A 25,978-nucleotide genomic window follows, 5' to 3' on the forward strand; every position below is an offset into this window, starting at 1 on the left:
TGTTGCGGCGTTGAGCGGGTTTGGGGCGAGACAGGTCATGGCCGGAAATCGCTATTATGAAGGCCCCGTCAGCGATCATTTCGACGGGACGCGCTTCTTCAATCCGAACGGCGAAATGCCGGGCAATGCGTTCGACCTCTTGCGCTGGAAGTTCGGCGAACACAGCGCCGTATGGCCCGACGAAGTGCAGAACGAAGCGGGCCTAGCACTGCCGGATGAAAGGGTCGACGATCTACGTGTCACCATGGTCGGCCATGCGACGATGCTGGTCCAGGCTGCAGGGCTCAACATCCTGACCGATCCGGTTTGGTCCGAGCGCGTGTCCCCCGTCTCTTTTGCCGGGCCGAAGCGGGTTCGCGCGCCCGGCATTGCTTTTGACAGCCTGCCGCCCATCGATCTCGTGCTTCTCTCCCATAATCATTACGACCATCTCGATGTCGAAACGCTCAAAAAGCTGAAGGCCGCCCATGACCCGCTGGTCGTCACACCGCTCGGCAATGACGCGATCGTCAGGGACAGCGTGCCCGACATGCGGCTGGCGGTCGGCGATTGGGGCGAGCGGATCGAGCTACCGAAAGGGCTCGTCCATATCGAGCCGGCGCATCACTGGTCGGCGCGCGGTATGTTCGACCGGCGTATGGCGTTGTGGGCGGGTTTCGTTGTCCAGACGGCCGCCGGGCGAGTCTACCATATCGGCGATACGGGCTACCATGACGGTATCAACTATCGCTCCGCGCGGCAGAAGCATGGCGGCTTCCGTCTCGCCATCCTGCCGATCGGCGCCTATGAGCCGCGCTGGTTCATGAAGGGCCAGCATCAGAACCCGGACGAAGCGGTCCGGGGCATGCTGGAAGCCGGCGCATCCTATGCCATCGGCCACCACTGGGCGACGTTTCAGCTGACGAACGAGGCGATCGACGAGCCCAGCCGCCATCTCACTGAGGCTCTGGAGCGCCACGGTGTCGCGAGCGAGCGCTTTCGCCCGCTCCTGGCCGGCGAGGCCTGGGACATTCCCGCAGCTATTGCGTGAGCTGCCACGACGGCACTGGTGCTCTTATCCCCCCGCGTCAGATGGAAACGGCTGACGATTGGTCGAAGTGTTGAGACCCGTCGTCATCCTCGGCCCGCATGCCGCTTTGATGGTGATGGCATGGGATCCCGCACTCTTCGCCTGCGAGGATGACGAAGTGTCGGGAAAATTGGTCTCACCTTCGAACTCTGCAAACCCGATAATCGTTCACAAGATGGCGCAGGGAAACCAAAGACGGCGGCAACTTCGCTCGACGCGGTCAGGCCAGTTCCGATTCGACGGTGGAGGGGTCCATGAATGTGATCCGATTGCGTCCGGCATTCTTGGACTCATAGAGCGCGATGTCCGCCACCCGCATCAACTGGTCCGCATGATGCTCCGACCCATCGCCAAAGGTCGCCGTCACGAGGCCGACACTTAGCGTGACCCGGTCTGCGACCCGTGAACCGGGATTGGGAATGTTCAGTCGATCCAGATGCCGCATGGCCTCCTCCAGCGCACGAGTTGCCGCGTCGGCGTCCGTGTCGGGGAAGAGAAGCAGGAACTCTTCCCCGCCGATCCGCCCGCAGATGGCACCGCTTGCCTTCGCGCACTCCATGAAGACCGAGCCGATGGATTTCAGCGCTTCGTCACCGACCGTGTGCCCCAGCGTGTCGTTCAGCCGTTTGAAGTCGTCGATGTCGACCATGGCGACCGACAGGAGCGAGCCGGACTGCGCTTCATCCAGGAGTCTCGCCATATCACCCATCATGGCCTTGCGATTTGGCAGGCCGGTCAAGGCGTCGGTCAGCGCCATCCGCTTCATAGTCTGTGTGTTCTGGGCCTCCTTCAAACGCAGGATGGTCATCTCGATCTGTCGATATTCGAAGAGGTAGCGTGTGACGACGCAAGCGAGCAGGAACGCGCTGAAATAGAGACTGAATAGCCAACCGGCGGTGCCATCCATCACCGGGTTGAAGAACTGACATATGATGAGGCTGACATTGAGTGCCGCAGCGTTCATCCACCTCCAAAGCGTGTTCAGTGGGAGGAGGGCCAAGCCTGTCGCCATGGCGAGATAAGCGAGGACGATGAAACGTTCGAAATTGACGCCTCCGACTTCGCGGCCGGTCAGCGCTGCCGCAATCATCACGGCGACGCTGAAGAGACAGCTGAAGATGCCCTGAGCCAGTTCGGATCGTTCATCCCGCCACGCCCGATACGCCAAGATGAACGCCGCGAGTGTCACGGGGCCGTGCCCCAGGACGATGGCTGCAAGCGCATGCGGAAACGCGATCCAGTCGAACGGGATGGCCAGCAACATGATGATTAGGGCGCACACCAGCCAGTGTTTGGCGATTTGCTGATTTTCAGGCCATGCGACGGAGCGGCAAATGGCGGCGACCCGTCCCGAATATTTCAGCATCCCGCCCCGCTGCCCAGTCGGCTCCTCGATCTCGTTCCACAACCCTTCTGCTTCGAGATATTCGAGGGCGGTCTCGACGGTGAACCCGTAAAGGCGCTGCTTCTGTTTTGCGGCGGGCGGGACGAGATGCTTCGTCGCTGTCGGCAAAAAGGCGTCGATCGTCGTCATTTGAGACCCCCGCAAAGGTTGCTATGAAATCGAGAAAGGAAAAAGGACAGAAAGTCGCAAATAAATTCGGCGATAAATCGCGACGGTTTCCTAAGTGAATCAGGCCGTTATCACGTAAAATATTGGACCCCATTGTTGCATAGCGGACTAGATCTAGAAGAATACACATAATCTACCGCGCGAATGCGAGGACTTTCTTCCGCTGGGAAGTCGTCAATTTGCTCAATTGCACGGTCAGTCCGGTCCAATCTGAATGTACCGAGGCAACGCTATCGTAATTTTCTTAACGATCGTATTCGTGAATAAGCGGGCTTGCCTATGATTTTTATAATATTACATTATAAAATGGCGAGTCTGGCGGACAATACTCTACTTAAACCGATCCTGAGGCGCGGTTTGTCTTGCACGGCAGACTTCACCGCTCTGCGATATGGGCGGGTCACACTTCTCCGCCACCGTGGCCCCAATCGGTGTTCCGGCCATCACTGTCGGCATCCGCCTGACGCATGTTCCGGCGCGCCGAGATAGGTGCCCGTCCCCGATGGACTCTCTCCGCCCGCCAAGCTACCTCTTCGACCCATGCAAAAGGGTGATCATCTCTTCCTGGTCGATGGCTCGGCCTATATCTTTCGCGCCTATCACGCGCTGCCGCCGCTCACTCGCAAGTCGGACGGATTGCCGGTGGGCGCGGTGTCGGGCTTCTGCAATATGCTGTGGAAGCTCATCGAGGATGCACGCTCGACCGAAGTGGGTGTTGCCCCCACCCATTTCGCGGTGATCTTCGACTATTCCTCGACCACCTTCCGCAATGCGCTCTACGACCAATACAAGGCCAATCGCGAAGCGCCGCCCAAAGATCTCGTGCCGCAATTTTCGCTGATCCGCGATGCCGTTCGCGCATTCGATCTGCCTTGTATCGAGAAGGAGGGATATGAGGCCGACGACCTCATCGCCACCTATACGACACAGGCGGTGGCGGCCGGCGGCGACGTGACGATCGTCTCCTCGGACAAGGATCTGATGCAGCTCGTCGGCGAGCGCGTCATTCTTTACGACCAGATGAAAGACAAGCGCCTCGGGCCCGAAGAGGTGAAGGAGAAATTCGGCGTCTATCCCGAGAAGATGATCGATCTTCAGGCGCTGGTCGGCGACACCTCGGACAATGTGCCGGGCGTGCCCGGCATCGGCCCGAAGACCGCCGCCCAACTTCTCGACGAATATGGCACGCTGGAAGCGCTTTTAGAGCGCGCCTCCGAGATCAAGCAGACCAAGCGCCGGGAAAATCTCATCGAATTCGCCGATCAGGCGCGCCTGTCGAAGAAGCTGGTGACGCTCGATTGCGAGACGCCGCTCGACACACCGCTGGACGATCTCTTCATTCACGAGCCGGATGGTGAGAAGCTCGTTGCCTTCTTGAAGGCGATGGAGTTCACGACGCTCACCCGGCGCGTCGCCGCCGCTCTCGAGACGGATGCAAGCGAGGTGGAACGCGCGAGCCTCTCGGTCGAAGGCGCGCCGCGCGGTCCCGATCTCGATCCTGTGGCCGCAAACGCGCCGGCCTCCGGCGACACGCTCTTTGCCGCAACGCCGCAGGGGCTCGCCGAAAGGCGCCGGGAGGCGGCGACAGGCGAGGTGATCGACCGCTCCGCCTATGAGACGATCCGCGATGCCAAGACGCTCCGCGCCTGGATGGACGAGGCGCGCGAGGCCGGCATCCTCGCTTTCGACACGGAGACGAGCGAGCTTTCGGCCTATAAGGGGGAGCTCGTCGGCGTCTCCTTTGCAACCCGCCCGGGCCGGGCCGCCTATCTGCCTCTCGCTCATGTGGCGGCGGATGCCGATCTTCTCTCCGGGCCAGATGAGGCCGAGACGCTGGGGGGGCAGGTGCCGCTCGGCGAGGCACTCGATATCCTGAAGCCCATCCTGGAAGACCCGGCGATCCTGAAGATCGGCCAGAATGTCAAATATGATCTTCTCGTCATGCTGCGCCATGGCGTCGAGATGGCGCCGATCGACGATACGATGCTCATCTCCTATGCGCTCGATGCGTCGAATTCGCTGGCCGGCCATGGCATGGACGAATTGTCCGAACGCTTTCTCGGCCACAAGCCGATCAGCTACAAGGAGCTTTGCGGAACCGGCCGCAATGCCAAGCCGATCGCGGCCGTCGAGATCGATAAGGTCACCGAATATGCCGCCGAGGACGCCGACGTCACGCTGAGGCTCTGGCGGGTCTTGAAATCGCGTCTCACGGCGGAAGGCCTCGCCCATGTGTATGAGCGGCTGGAGCGTCCCTTAGTGCCGGTGCTGGCGCGGATGGAAGAGCGCGGCATCATGGTCGACCGACAGATTCTGTCGCGGTTGTCCGGCCGCTTTGCCCAAAAACAGGCGGGTCTCGAAGCCGAGATCGCGGACATGGCGGGCGAGACCTTCAATCCGGGCAGCCCTAAACAGCTGGGCGAAATCCTCTTCGGCAAGCTCGGCCTGCCGGGCGGCAAGAAGACCAAGACCGGCCAGTGGTCGACCGATGTGAAGGTGCTGGAGGATCTGGCGGCCGAGGGGCATGAACTCCCCTCGCGGATCGTCGAATGGCGCCAGCTGACCAAGCTGAAGGGCACCTATACCGACGCCCTGCCCAATCACATGGACGAGGCAGGGCGCATCCACACCTCCTTTTCCATGGCCTCGACGACGACCGGGCGTCTGTCCTCCTCGGAGCCGAACCTTCAGAACATTCCCGTGCGCACGGAAGAGGGCCGGGCGATCCGCACCGCCTTCGTCGCGCCGAAGGGCAAGAAGCTCGTCTCGGCCGATTACAGCCAGATCGAATTGCGGATCCTGGCTCATATCGCCGACATCCCCCAGCTGAAGGACGCCTTTCGCGACGGGATCGACATCCACGCCATGACCGCCTCGGAAATGTTCGGCGTCCCCGTCGAGGGCATGGACCCGTCCGTGCGCCGACGCGCCAAGGCGATCAATTTCGGCATCATCTACGGCATCTCGGCTTTCGGCCTCGCCAATCAGCTCGCCATCCCGCGCGAAGAGGCCGGCCTTTACATCCGCCGCTATTTCGAGCGCTTTCCCGGCATTCGCGATTACATGGACGAGACCAAGGCCTATGCCAAAAAGCACGGCTATGTAGAGACGCTGTTCGGGCGCCGGGCCCATTACCCGGATATCGGCGCGAAAAATCCGCAGGTGCGCGCCTTCAACGAGCGCGCGGCGATCAACGCGCCGATCCAGGGGACGGCGGCCGATATCATCCGCCGGGCGATGATTCGCATGGAGCCGGCCTTGGCCAAGGCCAAACTCTCGGCCCGAATGCTGCTCCAAGTCCATGACGAACTCGTCTTCGAGGTCGAGGAGGCCGAAGTGGACGAGACCATCACCGTTGTCAAAAACGTGATGGAGGCCGCTGCGGGCCCGAGAGTTGAGATTTCGGTGCCGCTGGTGGTGGAAGCGGCGGCGGCGACGAATTGGGAGGAGGCGCATTAAGCCCTTCTCCTCACTGGGGAGATTTTCCGGCCGAGCCGGTCGCCGCCGATGGGTCGGTCGGCTCGGCTGGCGTCGCGCAACTCTTTGCCAAGACGAGAGTTTTGCTGACCAACGACTTGAAATGCGCTTTGACAGCCGCATCTCTCGCGTCTGAAGGTTTCCCGACACGAAGAAGCCGATCTGCCTCTCGGTCGAGGATGGCGGCTTTCGGGATGCGCAAACGAACTGAGGTGAAGAATGGATCAGCGGGAAGACGGGGGAGAGCCGACCTTCGCGATGCCGGAGGGCATGAGCACGGCGGCCCTTGCCAAGCTGCCGCTCGCACTGGTTCTCACCAACCCTTACATTGATGACAATCCGATCATCTACGCCAATCGGGCTTTCGAGCAGATCACCGGTTACTCAGCGGCCGCCGCGATCGGCCGCAATTGCCGCTTCCTTCAAGGCGACGATACCGATCCCAACCATTCGCGGCTGATCGGCGAGGCTTTGCGCGAGGAGAAGGATGTCTCGATCGATATCCTCAACTATCGCGCCGACGGGACGAAATTTCTCAACCGTCTGATGATCACGCCGCTTTATGACGGCGAGAACCGCCTGCAATGCTTTCTGGGTGTCCAGCGCGACATGAGCGAGGGCGCCAATGCGGAAAATGTGCAGGCGCAAGGGGAGAATGCGCCCATCGATGCCGTGCTCGGCGAAATTCAGCACCGGGTGAAGAACCACCTGTCGATGATCGTCGGCATGATCCGCATGCAGGCGCGTTCCAAGTCGACCGAAGAGAGTTTTTCGGCGCTTGCCCGCCGCATCGAAAGCCTGCAGCTGCTTTATCAGGAAATGACCGAGGCAGGCGTGGCGTCCTCGCGCTCCGAGCGTGTGCCGCTCGGCGCCTATATCAGCCGCGTCGCCGCGACGATCGGTCATTTGGAAGGCCGCCGCTCGATCCGCATCAATGTGGATTGCGACGCCATCGAGGTGAAGGTCGACCGAGCCGCTCGCATCGGCCTCCTGTTTTCCGAGCTTCTCACCAATGCGCTAAAGCATGCCTTCGAGGGGCGCGAAGAAGGCCTGGTGGAAGCGCGGCTGAAGACCCTTTCCTCCGGGGTCATCCGGCTGACCGTGACCGATGACGGCGTCGGCCTGCCCAAGAATGCCAAATGGCCCTATGGCAATCGACCTGAGCCAAGCGCCGTGGACGAGGAAACGGTCCGCCAGGTCAAGGCCGATGCGCTGGAACAGGCCAGGGCGCCAAGCGGCAACGAAGCGCGGCAAATCGCCGACTCGATGGGCATGGGGCGCAGCGAAGCCAAGGGGGACGAGACCGGCAGCGTCGTGACCGAGGCCGGCGAACAGGCGCTCCGGCGTCAGCGTGCCCGCACCCAGGAGGGCGGTCTCGGCGGCCGCATCACGGTCTCGCTGGTGCGCGGACTCGACGCCCGGCTCGACGTGAATTCCGACACGGTCGGGACGACGGTGACGGTCGACATTCCCCCCGAAACGTGAGACCTGCGGCGATAGGTCTCGTTCGGTTAAGGGGAGTGTCCATGATCCCGGACATGCGTGAGCGTCTGATCGTCGGCCTCGACGTTGCATCGACGGCCGAGGCCGAACGGATCGTCTCGACCCTCGGCGAGTGCGCTCTCGTTTATAAGATCGGCTATCAGCTCGCTTATGCTGGTGGGCTGCCTCTGGTGCGAGAGCTCTCGCAGGAGGGCAAGCGCGTCTTTCTCGATCTGAAGCTTCTCGATATCCCGAACACGGTGGCAAAGGGCGTCGAAGCCGCGTTGGATCTCGGCGCCGCCATGCTGACCATCCATGCCTATCCCCATGCCATGCGCGCCGCCGTCGAAGCGGCCAAGGGCAGTGATCTGACGCTGCTCGGCGTGACCGTGCTCACCGCCCTCGACGATGCCGATCTCACCGAGGCCGGCTATGGCCTCTCGGTCGAGGATCTCGTCGCCAAGCGCGCAGCGCAGGCGCGCGAAATCGGCATGGGCGGTCTCGTCGCCTCGGCGGTCGAAGCGGGCGCCCTGCGCGAAATCGTCGGCCCCGACATGGCGATTGTCACGCCCGGTATCCGGCCGATGGGCTCAGCGGCCGGCGATCAGAAGCGCGTGGTGACACCAGCCGACGCGATCGCCAATGGCGCCTCTCATCTGGTCGTCGCGCGTCCGATCGTTGCCGCAAGCGATCCGAAGGCTGCCGCCGAAGCGATCCTGACTGAGATGGCTGGCGCGACGGGATCGGCGGCCTGAAGCGAGTGCGACCTGTCTTTGGGCTCTGGCAGGACCTGCCCATAGGCGTCGCGCAGGCCCTTTCCACGGCTTTCATGAAACACAAAGAGGAGGTGACCCGTTATGGCCAAAGGATATTGGATCGCACGCGTCGATGTGCGCGATCCGGAACGCTATAAGGACTATGTTGAAACCGCCGCGCCGGCCTTTGCCGAATATGGCGGACGTTTTCTGGCGCGCGGCGGTCCCGTGACGCCGCTGGAAGGCCAGCAGCGTGGGCGCAATGTCGTCATCGAGTTCGACAGCGTCGAGCAAGCCAAGGCCTGCTACGATAGCGCCCAATACCAGAAGGCTGCGGCGATCCGGCAGATGGTCGCCGACGCGGACATGATCATTGTCGAAGGGTATGAGGGATAGGATCGCGGAGACAGGACCGACGCAAAAGCCGCCCAAGAATGGCCGCAAGGCTTTCAAGGGTCTGGCACCGGCCGGCTATCGCATCCGCATGATGGAGCCGGGAGAGGCCCCGCGCCTTTTCGAGATCGAGCGGGCTGGCGCTCTGCTTCTGGCCTCTGTCGGCAAGTCGGAGGCGGCGAGCGAAGAGGTCGATATCGATCGCTTCACCCGCTTCCTTCTCGCCCATGAGATCTTCGTCGCCGTCCACAAGGAGGATGGGCTGCCGGTCGCCTATGCCGCCGCCGCACCGGAAAGCGATCTCTACTGGCTCGCCGGGCTCGACGTCGACCCGGACCATGGCCGCAAGGGCATCGGAACCGCCCTTGTCGAAGCGGTGCTGATGCGCGCCTCCTGGTTCTTCTTTCGGGCCGTAGGCCTTTCGACCTATGGCGACGTTCCCTGCGGCGCGCCATTCTACGAACGGCTCGGTTTTTTGCGCGTGGCGGATGCGCAGCTGCCCCAATGGCTGGCCGACAAGCGGCGAGCCGAAACGCCGGGTGGCGGGGCCGGCCAGGATCGAACGGTTATGATCAAATGGCTCTGACGACGAGGCCAATCCTTGTCGATCATGAGGAGCCGCCATGCCGGCTTCGCGCGATGGTGCGAGCCGTTCCGGTCCACTTGCGGACCTTCCCTAAGCGTCACTGGATTTGTGCGACGCAGCATTTCGTGGTAAATCGCGCTTGAGAGGACGCTGACAGGGGTCGATGTTGTATTACTTTTACGAATGGAACCATGCAGCTTTGACCCCGATGCGGGCGGCTGCAGACGCGACGCGCCTGTTCTACCAGAACCCGATGAATCCGCTGTCGGGCACGACGGTCGGTCGCGCTATCGCCGCGGGCGCCGAACTCTTCGAGCGCACGACACGGGTCTACAGCAAGCCGGAATTCGGGCTGACCCAGACGGTCGTCGATCACCAGCCGGTGGAAGTCAAAGAGCGGGTTGTCGTCGAGAAGCCCTTCTGCCGGCTTCTCCATTTCGACCGTCAGCTGCCCCAAAAGCATAAAGCCGATCCGCGCTTTTTGATCGTCGCGCCGCTGTCCGGCCATTATGCGACGCTTCTGCGCGGCACGGTCGAGGCTCTGCTTCCCTATGCCGACGTCTATATCACCGACTGGACCGATGCGCGCACGGTGCCGGTGTCGGAGGGCAAGTTCGACCTCGACGACTACACCCAATATGTCATCGACTTCCTGCGCCATCTCGGCCCCGACACCCATGTTCTGGCCGTTTGTCAGCCCGCCGTTCCGGTGCTGATGGCGGTGGCGGCGATGGAGAAGGCGGGCGACGACGCCGCGCCTGCGACCATGACGCTGATGGGCGGGCCGATTGACACCCGCGTCCACCCAACCGCCGTGAACCGTCTGGCCCAGATGAAGGGCATCGATTGGTTCCGCGACAATGTCATCATGTCCGTGCCGTTCCCCCAGCCGGGCTTTACGCGCAAGGTCTATCCGGGCTTCCTGCAGCTGACGGGCTTCATGTCGATGAATCTCGATCGGCATATGATCGCCCATAAGGACTTCTTCTGGCATCTCGTCGACAATGACGGCGATTCCGCCGAGAAGCACCGAACCTTCTATGACGAATACAACGCCGTGATGGATATGACGGCGGAGTTCTATCTTCAGACGGTCGAAGAGGTCTTCATCAAGCACTCGTTGCCCAAGGGCGAGATGATGTTCAAGGGCGATCGGATCGACTTGAGCGCCGTCAAGCGTGTCGCGCTTCTGACCGTCGAAGGCGAGAATGACGATATTTCCGGCGTCGGCCAGACCGAGGCCGCCCAGGATCTTTGCGTCAACATCCCCGAAGAAATGCGCGTCCATTACGTGCAGCCGAAGGTCGGGCATTACGGCGTCTTCAACGGCTCGCGCTTCCGGGCCGAGATCGTGCCGCGTATCATCGATTTCGCCCTCACTCATGGCCGCACCCATTCCTCGGCGCATCTGCCGAAGGGGGCGAACAAGACCCAGACCCAGCGCAATTACGGCGCGCATGCCGAACGCCACTCCAAGGCCAAAGAGCTCGGCCAGAGCCTCTCGGCCGGCGGCGAGACCGGCATCGCCGATCCGTTGCTCGGCATGGGAAACCCATTCGCGGCCGGCGAGCGCATGATGCGCGTTTTCACCGAGCCTGCCGAGAAGCTGATGCAGGAGGGCGTCGCCAACGTCCAGAAAATCGCCAAAGGGCGTGCCGTCTTCGGCAGCTTCGGCGGCGGTGTGATGGCCGACAGCGTCGTGTCGCTTCCCGAAAATGTCGCGGCGCCAGCGCCTGAATCGGCAAAGCCGTCTGCATCCGAGGAGTTGGCAGCCGAGACGGCCGAAGTCGAAGTCGCCGATACGGTCGCTGATCAAGTGAGCGATGCGACGCAGGCCGGCGCGGACGCGATCGGTTCTGGGAGCGAAAGCCTGACCGAGACCGTCAATGAGGCGACGGCGACTGCGCGGACGGCCGGTGACGAGGCGCCGTCGACTGAGAGCGTATCGACAAAGGCCGGCTCCCCGGAGGCTGCGCCCGAAACCGAACCGGCCACGTCAGCCATGCCTGAAGATGCTGCATCCGTGTTGAGCGCGCCGAATGCCGATTTTGGCTCGGTCATCGAGGCTGCACAGATGCCTTCAGCGGCGGCGCCAGCTTCCGAGACGTCGCAGGAATTCGCCGAAGCAACATCCGCGTTGCAGTCCGCACCGGCGGACAAGACCCTAGAGGATGCGGTGGCCGAAGCTGTTTCGGTCGAAGCATCCAAGCCGGCGGAGGCCGGCAAGTCCGAAGAGACGGAAGCCAAGGATTCCGTTGCGGCCCCGGCTGCAAAGCCGAACACCGGCTCGCGCAACACGAAGGCCTCCCGTCGCAAGGCGCCGGCTCTTGCGGCCTCGGCGTCGGCGAGCGCAAAGCGCAGTCCGAAGCCGTCCGCTTCGGCGTCCGGCAGCGCCGCCTCCACGCCGAAGGCAGCTTCGACCACCGCTGCCAAGGCCAAAGGCGACACCCCGGCTCAAGCCCCAACGGAGGCCAGCAGTCCGGCCAAGCCAGCCAGCGACCGCGGGGTTGCCAAGAATGGCAATCGCCATTCGCGCCGTGCGACGGCCGCCCGCAAGAAATGACGCGGGGCCTTTCCCCTGCTCATCGAAACAAAGGAGGCCTCAGTCGGGGCCTTTTTCTTTTTATGGATCGGCTCTTTCCGGCCGGCGGTAGATCGGTTTGACCAGATTGCGGGAAGCGGTGCTCGAGCCGGGCCTGTCCCATCAACTGGGCAGCCGATAGGAGAGACACCATCGCCGTCGTCGAAATGGCCTGTTGCCCCTTTGCCCAACGCGCTGCCGCCATGGAAAAGGCGATGGACGTGGCTCTGGTCTCCCCTGCCATGGGGGAATCGACCAAAGGGCGATTGCTGGATTTCTAGGCAGTCCGACAGCTTATCGGTGGCCCCGACCGAGCGTCACGACCTGTCGCTCTCTCTATGCTTGATGTCGCCCGGGTCCTCGCTAAATCGCGAATTCATTTTTTCGCGGGCTAATATAGACAAATTTCAACTCTCGACTTGACATTTTTTGCGTTTGAGACCCCGTTATAGAGAGCGTGGTGCTTAATTACGCAGTTCCTTCTTCATGGACAGTCAAATGAGTCAAGCTGAGGCCTTACAAGTCAGGAACTTGTTCAAGGTATTTGGATCGGCGCCGAAGGCTGCCATCGATCTCTATCGAAACGGACATAACAAAGACGAAATATTTTCGAAGACTGGAATGATGCTTGGCGTTTGCGATGCCAGCTTCTCCGTCCGAGAAGGCGAGATTTTCGTCGTGATGGGGTTGTCCGGCTCCGGTAAGTCGACGCTGGTTCGCATGCTCAACCGGCTGATCGCGCCGTCCGCGGGCGAGATCGTCGTCGGTGGTGAAGATATAGCCACCATGGACGAGAAGCAGTTGATGGCGTTTCGCCGGAAGCATATCTCCATGGTCTTCCAGTCCTTCGCCCTCATGCCCCACATGAACGTCTTGCAGAACGCTGCCTTCGGACTGGAATTGTCCGGCGTGCCGCTCAGCAAGCGGGAGGCGCGGGCCCGTGAAGCCTTGGAGCAGGTCGGTCTCGGCGCCTATGGCAGCAATTATCCGAACGAATTGTCAGGCGGTATGCAGCAGCGCGTCGGCCTGGCCCGCGCGCTCGCCAACGACCCGTCCATCCTCTTGATGGACGAGGCCTTTTCCGCCCTCGATCCGCTAATCCGCACCGAGATGCAGGACGAACTAGTCGAGCTTCAGGCCAAGCATCGCCGCACGATCGTCTTCATCTCGCACGATCTCGACGAGGCCATGCGCATCGGCGATCGCATCGCCATCATGCAGGGCGGACTGGTCGTCCAGGTCGGCACGCCGGACGATATTTTGAAGAATCCCGCGAACGACTATGTCCGCTCCTTCTTCCGCGGTGTGGACGTCCAGCATGTCTATACGGTCGCCGACATCGTGCAGGAGGGCTTGCTTCCGGTGGTCGTCGCGACGGACGATCCGCAGACGGCGACCAACAAGCTGGGCTCTGCCAGTCATGGCTACGTCGTCGACGCCGATGGACGCTATACGGGGACGGTGTCGCAAGCCTCCCTGCGGCATCTGACGAACGGCGCCGGCCTGACCCTCGCGACGCTCTCCAATGTGGAGGCCGTCAGCCAAGAGACCAAGCTCAGCGAAGTCGTAAGGCCGGTCGCCCACGCGCCTTGTCCGGTTCCCGTGACGCGCGGGGATGGTCGCCTCATCGGTGGCGTGAGCCGCGAGATCCTGTTGAAGGCCATGTGCCGGGAGAACGAGACCCATGGTTGATCAGGTGACCATCAAAATGGCTCAGGCGGACAATCCCTGGGCAACCGGAGGCGGCGCCTCCACCCAGTCGGCGGCTCCCGCCGCCGGTTCGGCTCCAGATGCGGGCGCGGCGGCCTCCAACCCTTGGGGAGGCGGGGCATCGTCCGCGGGCGATGCGGCAACGAGCACCCCTCCCGGAACGGTCTCCGGGACGCCGGATTGGCTCTCCCAAGTGCCGGCCGCCCCGGAGAAGAGCTTCGACTGGCTCCACCCCTTCGACCATTCGGTCATTCCGCTGAACGACTGGGTAGATAGCGGTCTCAGCTGGGTCGTCGCGCACTTCCGCCCTGTCTTTCAGGCGATCCGCTATCCGATCGATGGCGTTCTGTCCTTCATCGAAGCGATGCTTCAGGGCACGCCGCCGCTGCTCATGATCCTCATCATCGGCCTCTTGGCCTGGCAGGTGGCCGGACGGCGCCTCGCCATCGGCGCAGTGCTCTCGCTCACTTTCGTCGGCCTGATCGGCGCTTGGTCGGAAGCGATGGTCACGCTGGCACTCGTCTTCACCTCGGTCTTTTTCTGCGTCGTCATCGGTCTGCCGACCGGCATCTGGCTGTCGCGCAACGACCGGGCGGCGAGCGGTCTGCGGCCTGTCCTCGACGCCATGCAGACGACGCCGGCCTTCGTCTATCTCGTGCCGATCGTCATGCTCTTCGGCATCGGCAACGTGCCGGGCGTCGTCGTGACCATCATCTTCGCCCTGCCGCCGCTGATCCGCCTGACCAATCTCGCCATCCGCCAGGTCCCGAAGGACCTCATCGAAGCGGCGACGAGCTTCGGTGCCTCCAAGCGTCAGCTTCTCTATAAGGTCCAGCTGCCGATCGCGATGCCGACCATCATGGCCGGCGTGAACCAGACGCTGATGCTGGCGCTCTCCATGGTGGTCATCGCCTCGATGATCGCGGTCGGCGGCCTCGGTCAGATGGTTCTGCGCGGTATCGGCCGTCTGGACATGGGCCTTGCGACCGTCGGCGGCGTCGGCATCGTGATCCTGGCGATCCTCATCGATCGGATGACACAGTCTCTTGGCCAGTCCCGCCGTGAGCGCGGCAATCTGGCCTGGCATGAAGGCGGGCCGATCGGCTATGCGCGCCGGCTTCTCGGCCGGACATCGGCCCGCACCGGGGCCGAAGCCGGAGAAGAAAGCCGGGCCAAGCTCGCCTCCTGATCCTTGCATCGAGTGCGACCGCCCGTCGGTCGCCTCCAACCGAACCGGAGCCGCGTTCCGAGCCCCTCTTTAAAAGTCTGGACGCGCTTCTTTCAACAAAACCACCCATGGGAGTTCCTGCATGAGTCTCTTCCAGTCGAAGTCTGCCCTTCTTGCTTGCGCGACGGCCGTCAGCCTGTCCTTTGCCGCTCTGCCGGCTCTTGCCCAGGATGCGGATAAGCCGGGCGCGGGCGTGTCTGTGACGCCGCTGAAATCCTCGATCGCCGAAGAGACCTTTCAGACGCTCCTGGTTTCCAAGGCGCTCGAAGAGCTCGGCTACGACGTCGGTGAGATCAAGGAAATCGAATATGCGGCCGGTCATGTCGCCACCGCCAATGGTGACGGCACCTTCATGGCCGATCATTGGGACCCGCTCCATGCCGATTTCTATACGGCGGCCGGCGGTGACGCGAAGCTCTATCGCGAGGGCGTCTATTCGCCCGGCGCGCTTCAGGGCTATCTTATCGACAAGAAAACGGCCGATGAGCACAACATCACCAATATCGATCAGCTGAAGGATCCCGAGATCGCCAAGCTCTTCGACGCCGATGGCGACGGCAAGGCCGATCTTGCCGGCTGCACCCCGGGCTGGGGCTGCGAAGCGGTGATCGAGCATCAGCTCGACGCCTTCGGTCTGCGCGACACGGTCACCCACAATCAGGGCTCCTATTCGGCGATCATCGCCGACACGATCACGCGCTTCAAGGAAGGCAAGCCGGTCTTTTATTACACCTGGACCCCTTACTGGGTTTCAGGCGTGATGGTGCCGGGCAAGGACGTGACCTGGCTCAACGTACCGTTCTCCTCGCTGCCGGGCGAGCGCTCGGACGTCGACACCTCGCTGCCGGACGGCTCGAATTACGGCTTCGAGGCCAACAATCAGCGCATCATCGCCAATCGCGAATTCGCCGAGGCCCATCCCGATGCGGCCAAGCTCTTCTCGATCATGCAGGTCTCGTCCAACGACATCAGCGCCCAAAATCTCCTGATGCAGCAGGGCCAGGATTCGGAAGCCGATATCGAGAAGCATGCCGACGCCTGGATCGCCGGTCACCAGGACCAGTGGAACGGCTGGCTGGAAGAGGCCCGCGCCGCCGCGAAAAAGTAACCATCTCGGGCCGTTGATACGGTGTCCGACTGGTTCGGTCGGACGCCGTATCCAAGCCCTCGCGGCGCTTCAGCGGTTCTCAAGATCCGTATCGCGAAGCGAACTGACAAATTTCGCATGATCGCCTCGCCATTCTCGAATGGTCTTCTTGAATGTGAAAACGGGCCCCAGAGAGGCCGGCGTTTTCGTTTGTCCGCGAGGCTGTCGCCGCCTCGCGCCGGAGCCTTGGACCTCTCGCGCTTACGCTTTTGCCGTGCGCTGAACGACCTGGGCGGCGGCGATCGCCGCCATGTTGACGACGCCGCGCGAGGTCACCGACGGGGTCAGCACATGGGCGGGCGAGGCGGGCCCGAGGAGAAGGGGGCCCACATGCAGCGCCTCCAGCATCGACTTCACCACGTTCAAGGTGATGTTCGCCGCGTCGAGCGTCGGGAAGACGAGGAGATTGGCCTCGCCGTCAAGCGTCGAATTCGGCATGGTGCGCGCCCGCATCGTCGCGTTCAGCGCCGCATCGCCATGCATTTCGCCGTCGATTTCGAGATCGGGCGCCGCCTCGCGGATCAAGGCGAGCGCGTCCCTCAGCTTTTCGGCGTCGGGCGTATCGTCCGAGCCGAAATTGGAATGGGAGACGAGCGCGATCTTCGGGGTGATGCCGAAGCGGTTGATCTCGTCGGCCGCGAGCAGGGTCATCTCGGCGAGCTCGGCCGCATTCGGATTGCGCTGGACATAGGTGTCGAGGAAGAACTTCGTCCCGCCTTGTGCGATCAGCATGGAGAGGGCGGCAAATTTCTTTACGCCCTCGGCAACGCCCACCACCTGGCTGATATCGGTGACATGGGCGGGGTAGCGCCCTTCCAGGCCGCAGATCATGGCGTCCGCCTCGCCGCGCGAGACGGCGACGGCAGCGATCACCGTCGGATTGGTGCGCACCACGCTGCGGGCCGTATCGGGGGTCACGCCCTTGCGGCCGACCTTTGCGAAATAATGGTCCACATAGTCGCGATAGCGCGGGTCGTCTTCCGGATTGATCACCTCGAAATCGGTGCCGGGGCGAATGCGCAGACCGAAGCGTTCGAGCCGGCTGGAAATCACCGACGGACGGCCGATGAGGATTGGCTGGCAGACGCGGTCTTCGAGAAGGACCTGGGCGGCGCGCAGCACCCGTTCGTCCTCGCCGTCTGAAAAGATGATCCGCTTCTCGCAACCGGTCGCGATCTGGAAGATCGGCTTCATGATGAGGCCGGAGCGGAAGACGAAACGATTGAGCTTTTCCAGATAGGCGCCGCGATCGGTGATCGGGCGCGTTGCGACGCCGTCCCGCTCGGCCGCTTCCGCGACGGCCGGCGCGATCTTCAGGATGAGCCGCGGGTCGAAGGGGGTCGGGATCAGGAAATCCGGGCCGAAGATCGGCGTTTCCGATCCATAGGCCTTGGCCGCGACTTCCGAGACGTCTTCACGGGCAAGGGCGGCGATCGCATCGACCGCGGCCTGCTTCATGGATTCGGTGATCGATGTCGCGCCGCAATCGAGTGCGCCTCGGAAAATGTAAGGGAAGCACAGAACGTTGTTGACCTGGTTCGGAAAGTCCGAACGCCCGGTGCAGATCATCGCGTCGGGCCGCACTTCCTTGGCGAGGGATGGCATAATCTCCGGTGTCGGATTGGCGAGCGCCATGATCAGCGGCCGGTCCGCCATCTTCTTCAGATAGTCCGGCTTGAGGACGCCGCCGGCGGACAGACCGAGGAAGATATCGGCACCCTCGCAGGCCTCTTCCAGCGTGCGCATCTCGGTCTTCTTGGCATAGACCGCCTTCCAGCGATCCATGGCCTCGCGCCCTTCATAGACGACGCCGTCGATGTCGGTGACGATGATGTTCTCGCGTCTTGCGCCGAGTTCGACCAGAAGATTGAGGCAGGCGAGCGCGGCGGCGCCGGCGCCCGAGGCGACGATCTTCACCTCGTCCAGCTTCTTTCCGGCCAGCATTAACCCGTTGCGGATCGCGGCGGCGACGATGATCGCCGTGCCGTGTTGATCGTCGTGGAAGACCGGGATCGCCATGCGCTCGCGCAGTCGGCTTTCCACCTCGAAACATTCGGGCGCCTTGATGTCTTCCAGATTGATGCCGCCGAAGGTTGGCTCCAGCGCCGCCACGACGTCGCAGATCCGGTCGATCTCATGGGCGTCGATCTCGATGTCGAAGACGTCGATATCGGCGAATTTCTTGAAGAGGACCGCTTTGCCCTCCATCACGGGCTTGGAGGCCAGCGGCCCGATATTGCCGAGTCCGAGAACGGCGGTGCCGTTGGAGACGACGGCGACGAGATTGGCCCGGCTCGTATAGTCGGCAGCCAGATGGGGGTCTTTGGCGATCGCAAGGCAAGGCGCGGCGACGCCTGGCGAATAGGCGAGCGCCAGATCGCGCTGGTTGCCCAGGGGCTTCGTCGCCTGGATCGCCAGCTTGCCGGGCTTGGGATGGCGATGGAAGAACAGGGCCTGCTCGTCGAGGTCGCCGCTCGTCGGTCTCGAATTGTCGCCTTCCATCATCGCCTCAGCCGCTCCTCGTCAAAAAGGGATCAAGTTCTCGGCTGGTTAGTAAGCGTGTCCTTAGGCGGCGACAAGCAGTGAAGCTATCAAGCGACGGGCGAAAAAGCGGATACCGGTTTTTCGGCAACCCGTCGCTCTAGCGGCCCGCTCCGGCGAACCTCCAGCTTCCCTTGCGTGCCTTTCAGGGGACAAGCCCTGCCCGTCATAAGAGCGTCGGACAATCGTCACACGGATGCAATCAGGCATGTGCAAAGCCTTAACGCGGAACCGATCGCTCCCGGCGGACCCGAAGAAAGGCCAAGGCGACCATGACCTCCCAAATGACGGCGCGCCATTTCCGCACCCTGTTCATCTCGGATGTGCATCTCGGCTCGAAGGCCGCACAGGCCGAACTGCTGGTCGATTTTCTGCGCGTCCACGACGCCGAGACGATCTATCTCGTCGGGGACATCGTCGATGGCTGGCGCCTGAAGCGCTCCTGGCATTGGCCCCAGCTTCACAACGACGTGGTCCAGAAGCTCTTGCGCAAGGCGCGTAAGGGCAGCCGGATCGTCTATATTCCCGGCAATCACGACGAGTTCTTGCGCGACTTTCCGGGCCAGCATTTCGGCGGCGTCGAGGTCCGGCAGAACGACATCCACACGACAGCGGACGGTCGCAAGTTCCTGGTGATGCATGGCGACGAGTTCGATGTGGTGGTGCGCAATGCCCGTATCATCGCCTATCTCGGCGATTGGGCCTATGACGCGGCGATCGCCATCAATGTGATCTTCAACAAGGTCCGTCGACGTCTGGGCTTCCCCTATTGGTCCTTCTCCTCCTGGGCCAAGCTCAAGGTCAAGAACGCCGTCAACTTCATCGGGGCCTTCGAGCAGGCGCTCGCCGCCGAAGCCGAGCGCCATGGCTGCGACGGCGTCATTTGCGGCCATATCCATCACGCCGAGATGCGCGAATTGAACGGCGTCGAATATGTGAATACCGGCGACTGGGTGGAAAGCTGCACGGCGGTCGCCGAGCGTTATGACGGAACCCTCGAACTCGTGCGCTGGGCCGATCTCATGCGCGAAGAGGCGCTGCGCCCGAAAGTGACGGCGCTTCCCAAACCGGCGAGCGGCCAGCGGGCGAGCGAGCGCCCGGCCGAGGCCGCCTGATGGGCCGCTATCTCATCGCGACGGATGCCTGGCATCCCCAGGTCAACGGCGTCGTGCGGACCCTGTCGAGCCTGACCGACGAACTGACCGCGCGCGGCCATGAGGTCGAGATCGTCAGCCCAGCGGATTTTCGCACCGTGCCGTGTCCGACCTATGGTGAAATCCGGCTGGCGCTGGCCCGCAGCCGGCAGATCGCCAAGCGGATCGCCGCCTTTCGCCCGACCGCGATCCATATCGCGACGGAAGGCCTGATCGGTCTTGCGGCCCGGCGCGCCGCGCTCGATCTTGGTCTGAGCTTCACCACGAGCTTCCACACGCGTTTCCCGGAATATCTGCGCAAACGCGCGCCGATCCCGGAGGCCTGGACCTATGCCTTTCTGCGCTGGTTTCATCGGCCGGCGAGCGCCGTTCTCGTGCCGACCGAAACCATGCGCCGGGAGCTTTCCGAGCGCGGCTTTTCGCATCTCGTCACCTGGACGCGCGGCGTTGATCGCTCGCTGTTCCGTAAAGCCGATCCCGTTCCGCTCGACCTGCCGCGCCCGATCTTCATGACCGTCTCGCGCATCGCGCCGGAGAAGAATATCGAGGCCTTCCTCGATCTCGACCTGCCCGGCTCCAAGCTCGTCGTCGGCGACGGCCCGACCCTTGCCGATCTGAAACGCCGCTATCCGGACGTCCATTTCGCCGGCAAGCAGGTGGGTGCGGCGCTCGCCAGCCATTATGCCGCGGCCGATGTCTTCGTCTTCCCGTCCAAGACCGACACCTTCGGGATCGTCTTGATCGAGGCACTCGCCTGTGGCCTTCCGCTGGCGACCTATCGCGAGCCGGGCCCCATCGACGTCATTGCCGAGACGAGAGCCGGCATCATGTCGGACGATCTGAGAACGGCCTGTCTGCAAGCGCTGGACCTCAGCCCGCGAGATGCGCTGGCGCGATCCGAAGCCTTCAGCTGGGCCGCTTGCGCCGATATCTTCGTGGAAGCGGCTGCCGAGTTCGATATGACGGACATCGACGAACACGGCTTGGAGCGGTCACCGCGTCTCGCCGCCTGAGCGATGCGTTTGCCTTTGCGCAAGAGCGAGCGCTTGCCCTCATAGGCCGGCTGCGTCATCTGACGAAGCATGACCGACAGCCAATCCTTGTCCGCGCTTCAACCGGGACGAACCGTCCTGCCGATCACCGACCCGGACGATCCACGGATCGCGGTCTTCCGCGACATTCGTGAAAAGGATCTCGTTCGCCGATCGGGCTTCATCGCGGAAGGCACGGTGCTTCTCGATCATTTGGCGATCAGCGAGCGATTTCGCGCGGCCTCGCTTCTCGTTCTGAAAAACCGCCTGCCGGGCATCGCCGATCGCATCGAGCGCTTAGGCTCGGATTGCCCCATCTACGTGGCCGAGCGCGACGTAATCGACGCCATTGCCGGCTTTCCGATGCATCGCGGCGTCCTTGCCTTCGGGATCGAGAGGGAGGCTGCGCCGACGCTTGAGACGGTCGTCGCCAAAGCGGCCGCGCAGGCGAGGAAACCGATCCTTGCCGCCATCGGGATTGCCAATCACGACAATGTCGGCGCCCTGTTCCGCAATGGCGCGGCCTTCGGCGTCGGCGTGGTGCTCCTCGACGAAACCTCCTGCCATCCGCTTTACCGAAAAGCCTTGCGGGTTTCGGTCGGCACGGTGCTGACGACACCTTGGCATCATGGCGGCGACGCCGAGACCATTCTCAAGAGCGTGTGCGAGGCCGGCTATCAGCCGGTCGCGCTGACGCCGAGTGCCGAGGCGACGCCGGCGAGCCTCGATCCGGCGCGGCCTCTCGCTCTTTTCGTTGGGGCGGAAGGGCCGGGGCTGCCGGCCTCGGTGCTGCGCCGGGCGATGGGGCTCGGCATCCCAATGGCCGAGCATGTGGACAGCCTGAATGTCGCGGTGAGCGCCGCGATCGTGCTCGCCCGTCTTTTCGAAGCCCGCAGCGCAGGCTGAGTTACGGTTCGCGGAAGGCCGGAAACCGCTCGCCGAACCGCTTGACGATCCGGCGATAAAGGTCGCGATAGGCGTCGAGAATCTGCTCGCGCGTGCCGGTGGCGACGGACGGGTCGGGCATCGGCCAGAATTCGATCTCGACCGATTGGGTGCCCATGGCGTCGAGCGCCATGTGATGGGCTTCCGGTGCCATGGTGACGATCAGATCGAAATAATCGTCTTCGAGATCGTCATAGAGCTGCGGGCGCCGAGTGCCGAGATCGAGCCCGTGTTCGGAGAGGACCGAATCGACGAAGGGATCGCGCTCGCCGGCCCGGACGCCAGCGGAGGCGACGTAGACCGTCGGGGGTAAGGCGGCCTTGGCGATCGCCTCGGCCATTGGTGAGCGGATCGAGTTCATCCCGCAGAGGAACAGGATGGATGAGATGCGACCGCCAGAGGAGCCGGGCAAGCTCACTTCCGGACCACCATGGATGCAGGCGCGTCAGTTTCGCCACTGCAGGACGCAGATGAGGGTGAACAGCCGGCGTGCCGTATCGAGATCGACATCGATCTTCCCCTTCAACCGTTCCATCAGGGTCGTCGACCCGTCATTGTGGATGCCGCGACGTCCCATATCGATCGCCTCGATCTGCTGGGGCGTCGCCGAGCGGATCGCCTCGTAGTAGCTGTCGCAGATCATGAAGTAGTCTTTGATGACCTTTCTGAACGGCGTCAGCGACAGAATATGGGTGACGAGCGGCTCGTCCGCCTCGTTGCGAATGTCGAAGACGAGACGCTTGTCCACCAAAGAGAGCTTCAGCTTGAAGCGGCCATTCTCGGGCGCGCCGGCCGGGTTGAAGACGTTTTCCTCGATCAGATCGAAGATCGCCACATTGCGCTCGTGTTCGACGTCGGGTGTCGCCCGTCCGATCGTGTCATCGAGTTCGACGTCGACGAGCCGGCCTTTCGGCTGTTCAGCCATCATGCGTCCTCAAAGATTGACTCGGATGCCGACCGAGCGGCCATGGGCGTCGAGACCTTCGACCCTTGCAAGCTCCATCGCAGCCGGGGCGAGCGCCTTCAGCTGTTCGGGCCCGAGCTTGAGGATGGAGGTTCGCTTGACGAAATCGAGCACGGAAAGCCCGGACGAGAACCGTGCCGAGCGCGATGTGGGCAGAACATGGTTCGAGCCGCCCACATAGTCGCCGATGACCTCTGGCGTATGCCGGCCGAGGAAGATGGCGCCCGCATTGCTGATCTTGGCAAGCAGGCCTTCGGGCTCTTCCACGGCGAGTTCCAGATGCTCGGCGGCGATCCGGTCGGCAATCGCTGGCGCCTCCGTCATGGAGGAGACGAGGATCACCGCGCCATGGGTTTCCCAGCTGGCACGGGCGGTCGCCTCGCGGGGCAACTGCTTCAACTGGCGCTCGACGGCGGCCTCGGCAGCCTCGGCGAAACCCGCGTCGTCTGTAATGAGGATCGATTGGGCGGAGGGGTCGTGCTCGGCCTGGGAGAGAAGATCGGCCGCAATCCAGTCGGGATCATTGCCGCCATCGGCGATGACCAGAATCTCGGAGGGGCCAGCGATCATGTCGATGCCGACACGGCCGAAGACCTGGCGTTTGGCTTCGGCCACATAAGCGTTGCCGGGGCCGACGATCTTGACGACCGGTGCGATCGTTTCGGTGCCATAGGCGAGCGCCGCGACGGCCTGCGCCCCGCCGATGCGGTAGATTTCGTCGACGCCGGCAAGATGGGCGGCGGCCAGAACCAGCGGGTTCAGCTCGCCCGCCCGAGCCGGCACCGCCATGGCGATGCGTTTCACCCCCGCGACCTTGGCCGGAACCGCGTTCATCAGGACCGATGACGGGTAGCTCGCCGTCCCGCCCGGCACATAGAGGCCGACCGATTCGACCGCCGTCCACCGGCTGCCGAGCTCGACGCCGAGCCCGTCCGTATAGCGATCGTCTTTGGGAAGCTGGCGTGCGTGATGGGAGCGAATACGCGCCTCGGCGGTCTGTAGCGCCTCGCGGGTCTTTTCGGGAGTCGCCGCCCAAGCCGCCTCGATCTCGGCCGCCGGGACGCGGACGGTTTCCGGCGTCAGCGCAAGCGCGTCGAACTTTTCCGTGAGCTCGATCACGGCTTTGTCGCCCCGAGCCCTCACATCGGCAATGATCGAGCGGACGGCGCCGGCAACGTCCGGCTCGGCTTCGCGCTTTTCTGCAAGAAAGGCCTCGAAGCGCGTCTCGAAATCGGCATCGGCGGTGGTCAGCCTTTGGGGCACGTCTCGCCTCTCATCCCTTATCTTCGGCCATTCGAGCGGGGCCTTGACCAGCCGCGCTCATGGCGATCCCTTCGTCCCTCGATAGCCCGGCAGGCCCTGACCCGCAATGCGACAGGCCGAACGGGGTTGTTTTGCTGGAAATGGGGCGTCGAAGCTTAATGTCAGCCTCGACCTAGCCCTGGCGATCGCCAAGCGGATCGGTGCGCCGCCGTTCGAGAACGCCCATCTCGTCGGCCTCGCGGGCGCGGCGAAGGGCTTCCTCGGCTTCGGTCGCTTCGCGTTGCATGGACCACATCTCGGCATAGAGGCCACCCGCCGCGACGAGATCGCGATGGGTGCCCCGCTCGATAATCTCGCCGGCCTTCAGCACGATGATCTCGTCGGCGCCCACCACGGTGGAGAGCCGGTGGGCGATGGTCAGCGTGGTGCGGCCCTTCGAGACGAGGTCGAGGGCGTCTTGGATTTCCTGTTCGGTATGCGTGTCGAGGGCGCTCGTCGCCTCGTCGAGAACGAGGATGGGCGGCGCTTTCAAAATGGTGCGGGCGATCGCCACGCGCTGCTTCTCGCCGCCCGACAGTTTCAGGCCGCGCTCGCCCACCATCGCCTCGAAACCATCGGGCAACGAGCGGATGAAGGGGCCGATCTGGGCGAGATCGGCGGCGCGCTGAACCTCCTCCTCGCTCGCATCCGGGCGCCCATAGCGGATATTGTAGGCGATCGTATCGTTGAAGAGGACCGTGTCCTGGGGAACGATGCCGATCAAAGCGCGAACGCTTTCCTGGGTGACCTGCGAGATGTCCTTGCCATCGATGGTGATGCGGCCCGAGCCGACATCGTAGAAGCGGAAGAGGAGCCGGGAGATCGTGGATTTGCCCGCACCGGACGGGCCGACAATAGCGATGGAGCGCCCCGCCGGCACTTCGAAGGAAATGCCTTTCAGGATCGGGCGTTCGCGATCATAGCCGAAGCGCACATCCTCGAATTTGATGGAGGCGTTCTGGATGGCGATCGGCTTGGCGTCCGGCCTGTCGCGCACCTCCGCCTTGACCGAGAGAAGGGCGAACATCGCCTCGATATCGGCCAGGCCCTGGCGGATTTCGCGATAGACAAAGCCGATGAAGTTGAGCGGGATCGAGAGCTGCATCAACATGGCGTTGATGAAGACGAAATCGCCGAGCGTCTGCGTACCGGCCCGCACGGCAAAGGCCGACATGACCATGGCGACCGCCATGCCGGCGCCGAAAATGACGCCTTGGCCGAAATTCAGCCAGCCGAGCGAGGTCCAAATGCGGGTCGCCGCATGTTCGTACCGCGCCATGGAGCGGTCGAAGCGCTCGGCCTCCATCGCTTCATTGCCGAAATATTTGACCGTCTCGAAATTGAGGAGCGAGTCGATCGCTTTGGTGTTTGCTTCCGTGTCGGAATCGTTCATCGCCCGGCGAATGCCGATCCGCCAGTCGCTCGCCCGGATGGTGAACCAAGCATAGAGCCAGACCGTGATCCCGATCACCGCCACATAGGCGAGGCCATAGGCGAAGCCGAAAATGACGGCGACGAGGGCGAATTCGAGAAGCGTCGGCAGGGTGTTGAGGATGGTGAAACGGACGATCGCCTCAATGCCCTTGGTGCCGCGCTCGATGATCCGGGACAGACCGCCGGTGCGACGCTCCAGATGGAAGCGCAGCGACAGGCGGTGCATGTGAACGAAGGTGCGATAGGCGAGACGCCGCACGGCATATTGGCCGACGGAGGCGAACAGCGCGTCACGCAGCTGGTTGAGCCCGACCGAGATGATCCGCGCCACATTATAGGAGACGACGAGCGTGATTGCGCCGGTGAGGACGATCGGCAGCCATTCGCGCGCCGTGTTCGCCCCGTCCAGAGCATCGGTCGCCCATTTGTAGAAATAGGGAACGCCGACGGTTAATAGCTTCGCCGCCACCAGGAACAGCGTCGCCCAAAGCACGCGGCGTTTGAGGTCCGGCCGGTCGTCGGGCCACATATAGGGCCAAAGATTCTTCAGCGTCGACAGGGTGGCGCCGCTGTCGCCGGAAATTGTCCGTTGCGGATCGGCCAAGA

At 63.0% G+C, this 25,978-nt stretch carries 18 protein-coding genes and 1 pseudogene; 13 read left to right on the top strand and 6 right to left on the bottom strand.

Going from position 1 to position 25,978, the window contains the following annotated elements:
* Positions 1-37: 37 nt before the first annotated feature.
* Complete coding sequence (locus B9A15_RS09350; protein WP_084409783.1) at positions 38-1,030, top strand: MBL fold metallo-hydrolase; 993 nt, start codon at positions 38-40, stop codon at positions 1,028-1,030.
* 259 nt (positions 1,031-1,289) lie between these two features.
* Here the strand turns inward: B9A15_RS09350 and B9A15_RS09355 are convergent, their stop codons facing one another.
* Positions 1,290-2,477, bottom strand: a complete 1,188-nt coding sequence (locus B9A15_RS09355) for a GGDEF domain-containing protein (RefSeq protein WP_170923225.1) — start codon at positions 2,475-2,477, stop codon at positions 1,290-1,292.
* Between the two features lie 705 nt (positions 2,478-3,182).
* Here B9A15_RS09355 and polA point away from each other — a divergent pair.
* The 9 genes and pseudogenes from polA to proX all read left to right on the top strand — a co-directional run bounded on the left by polA (position 3,183) and on the right by proX (position 15,962).
* Positions 3,183-6,101, top strand: coding sequence for a DNA polymerase I (gene polA / locus B9A15_RS09360; RefSeq protein WP_084409785.1), 2,919 nt, complete (start codon positions 3,183-3,185; stop codon positions 6,099-6,101).
* Positions 6,102-6,338: 237 nt separating this feature from the next.
* Positions 6,339-7,604 (top strand): PAS domain-containing protein, encoded by a 1,266-nt coding sequence (locus B9A15_RS09365; protein WP_084409786.1) that lies wholly within the window; start codon positions 6,339-6,341, stop codon positions 7,602-7,604.
* A gap of 41 nt (positions 7,605-7,645) precedes the next feature.
* Positions 7,646-8,356, top strand: a complete 711-nt coding sequence (pyrF, locus tag B9A15_RS09370) for an orotidine-5'-phosphate decarboxylase (protein ID WP_084409787.1) — start codon at positions 7,646-7,648, stop codon at positions 8,354-8,356.
* A gap of 102 nt (positions 8,357-8,458) precedes the next feature.
* On the top strand, positions 8,459-8,752 hold the full coding sequence (locus tag B9A15_RS09375) for a DUF1330 domain-containing protein (RefSeq protein WP_084409788.1): 294 nt from the start codon (positions 8,459-8,461) through the stop codon (positions 8,750-8,752).
* Positions 8,742-9,335 carry a GNAT family N-acetyltransferase gene (locus B9A15_RS09380; protein WP_084409789.1) on the top strand — a complete coding sequence of 198 codons (594 nt, stop codon included), beginning with the start codon at positions 8,742-8,744 and terminating at the stop codon, positions 9,333-9,335. The genes B9A15_RS09375 and B9A15_RS09380 overlap by 11 nt, the downstream gene beginning before the upstream one ends.
* A gap of 163 nt (positions 9,336-9,498) precedes the next feature.
* Positions 9,499-10,752: pseudogene (locus B9A15_RS23355) on the top strand (polyhydroxyalkanoate depolymerase); the annotation flags it as partial.
* A 1,662-nt stretch (positions 10,753-12,414) separates the two neighbouring features.
* A complete protein-coding gene (gene proV / locus B9A15_RS09390) occupies positions 12,415-13,608 on the top strand; it encodes a glycine betaine/L-proline ABC transporter ATP-binding protein ProV (protein ID WP_084409791.1) in 1,194 nt (397 codons plus the stop codon).
* Entirely contained in the window at positions 13,601-14,815 is a 1,215-nt protein-coding gene (gene proW / locus B9A15_RS09395; protein WP_244556869.1) for a glycine betaine/L-proline ABC transporter permease ProW, read from the top strand. Before proV ends, proW begins: the two co-directional genes overlap by 8 nt.
* A gap of 121 nt (positions 14,816-14,936) precedes the next feature.
* Positions 14,937-15,962, top strand: a complete 1,026-nt coding sequence (gene proX / locus B9A15_RS09400) for a glycine betaine/L-proline ABC transporter substrate-binding protein ProX (RefSeq protein ID WP_084409792.1) — start codon at positions 14,937-14,939, stop codon at positions 15,960-15,962.
* A gap of 240 nt (positions 15,963-16,202) precedes the next feature.
* Here the strand turns inward: proX and B9A15_RS09405 are convergent, their stop codons facing one another.
* Positions 16,203-18,506, bottom strand: a complete 2,304-nt coding sequence (locus B9A15_RS09405; RefSeq protein ID WP_084409793.1) for an NADP-dependent malic enzyme — start codon at positions 18,504-18,506, stop codon at positions 16,203-16,205.
* 308 nt (positions 18,507-18,814) lie between these two features.
* Between B9A15_RS09405 and B9A15_RS09410 the strand changes: the two genes are divergently transcribed.
* From B9A15_RS09410 to B9A15_RS09420, 3 genes are all read left to right on the top strand, one after another.
* Positions 18,815-19,657: a UDP-2,3-diacylglucosamine diphosphatase gene (locus tag B9A15_RS09410; protein WP_084409794.1), complete on the top strand. Its 843-nt coding sequence runs from the start codon at positions 18,815-18,817 to the stop codon at positions 19,655-19,657.
* Positions 19,657-20,709 carry a glycosyltransferase family 4 protein gene (locus B9A15_RS09415; RefSeq protein WP_084409795.1) on the top strand — a complete coding sequence of 351 codons (1,053 nt, stop codon included), beginning with the start codon at positions 19,657-19,659 and terminating at the stop codon, positions 20,707-20,709. The genes B9A15_RS09410 and B9A15_RS09415 overlap by 1 nt, the downstream gene beginning before the upstream one ends.
* Before the next feature lie 69 nt (positions 20,710-20,778).
* Complete coding sequence (locus B9A15_RS09420; RefSeq protein WP_084409796.1) at positions 20,779-21,633, top strand: TrmH family RNA methyltransferase; 855 nt, start codon at positions 20,779-20,781, stop codon at positions 21,631-21,633.
* A 1-nt stretch (position 21,634) separates the two neighbouring features.
* Here B9A15_RS09420 and B9A15_RS09425 read toward each other — a convergent pair whose 3' ends face one another.
* The 4 genes from B9A15_RS09425 to B9A15_RS09440 form a co-directional block, all read right to left on the bottom strand.
* Positions 21,635-22,084 carry an arsenate-mycothiol transferase ArsC gene (locus B9A15_RS09425; RefSeq protein ID WP_425292952.1) on the bottom strand — a complete coding sequence of 150 codons (450 nt, stop codon included), beginning with the start codon at positions 22,082-22,084 and terminating at the stop codon, positions 21,635-21,637.
* A 33-nt stretch (positions 22,085-22,117) separates the two neighbouring features.
* On the bottom strand, positions 22,118-22,600 hold the full coding sequence (locus B9A15_RS09430; RefSeq protein ID WP_084409798.1) for a UPF0262 family protein: 483 nt from the start codon (positions 22,598-22,600) through the stop codon (positions 22,118-22,120).
* Between the two features lie 6 nt (positions 22,601-22,606).
* The gene (gene hisD, locus B9A15_RS09435; protein WP_084409799.1) at positions 22,607-23,899 is read right to left on the bottom strand and encodes a histidinol dehydrogenase; all 1,293 of its coding nucleotides are present in this window, start codon (positions 23,897-23,899) and stop codon (positions 22,607-22,609) included.
* Positions 23,900-24,071: 172 nt separating this feature from the next.
* Positions 24,072-25,976: an ABCB family ABC transporter ATP-binding protein/permease gene (locus B9A15_RS09440; RefSeq protein WP_084409800.1), complete on the bottom strand. Its 1,905-nt coding sequence runs from the start codon at positions 25,974-25,976 to the stop codon at positions 24,072-24,074.
* Positions 25,977-25,978 lie beyond the last annotated feature (2 nt).

It is taken from the genome of Fulvimarina manganoxydans (genome assembly GCF_900176465.1).
In the GTDB taxonomy this organism is placed as follows: domain Bacteria; phylum Pseudomonadota; class Alphaproteobacteria; order Rhizobiales; family Rhizobiaceae; genus Fulvimarina; species Fulvimarina manganoxydans.

Bases quoted from the DNA above. Each gene is read 5' to 3' on its own strand.
- B9A15_RS09350 (WP_084409783.1), top strand. From the start codon at position 38: ATGGCCGGAAATCGCTATTATGAAGGCCCCGTCAGCGATCATTTCGAC.
- polA (WP_084409785.1), top strand. From the start codon at position 3,183: ATGCAAAAGGGTGATCATCTCTTCCTGGTCGATGGCTCGGCCTATATC.
- B9A15_RS09365 (WP_084409786.1), top strand. From the start codon at position 6,339: ATGGATCAGCGGGAAGACGGGGGAGAGCCGACCTTCGCGATGCCGGAG.
- pyrF (WP_084409787.1), top strand. From the start codon at position 7,646: ATGATCCCGGACATGCGTGAGCGTCTGATCGTCGGCCTCGACGTTGCA.
- B9A15_RS09375 (WP_084409788.1), top strand. From the start codon at position 8,459: ATGGCCAAAGGATATTGGATCGCACGCGTCGATGTGCGCGATCCGGAA.
- B9A15_RS09380 (WP_084409789.1), top strand. From the start codon at position 8,742: ATGAGGGATAGGATCGCGGAGACAGGACCGACGCAAAAGCCGCCCAAG.
- proV (WP_084409791.1), top strand. From the start codon at position 12,415: ATGAGTCAAGCTGAGGCCTTACAAGTCAGGAACTTGTTCAAGGTATTT.
- proW (WP_244556869.1), top strand. From the start codon at position 13,601: ATGGTTGATCAGGTGACCATCAAAATGGCTCAGGCGGACAATCCCTGG.
- proX (WP_084409792.1), top strand. From the start codon at position 14,937: ATGAGTCTCTTCCAGTCGAAGTCTGCCCTTCTTGCTTGCGCGACGGCC.
- B9A15_RS09405 (WP_084409793.1), bottom strand. From the start codon at position 18,506: ATGATGGAAGGCGACAATTCGAGACCGACGAGCGGCGACCTCGACGAG.
- B9A15_RS09410 (WP_084409794.1), top strand. From the start codon at position 18,815: ATGACCTCCCAAATGACGGCGCGCCATTTCCGCACCCTGTTCATCTCG.
- B9A15_RS09415 (WP_084409795.1), top strand. From the start codon at position 19,657: ATGGGCCGCTATCTCATCGCGACGGATGCCTGGCATCCCCAGGTCAAC.
- B9A15_RS09420 (WP_084409796.1), top strand. From the start codon at position 20,779: ATGACCGACAGCCAATCCTTGTCCGCGCTTCAACCGGGACGAACCGTC.
- B9A15_RS09430 (WP_084409798.1), bottom strand. From the start codon at position 22,600: ATGATGGCTGAACAGCCGAAAGGCCGGCTCGTCGACGTCGAACTCGAT.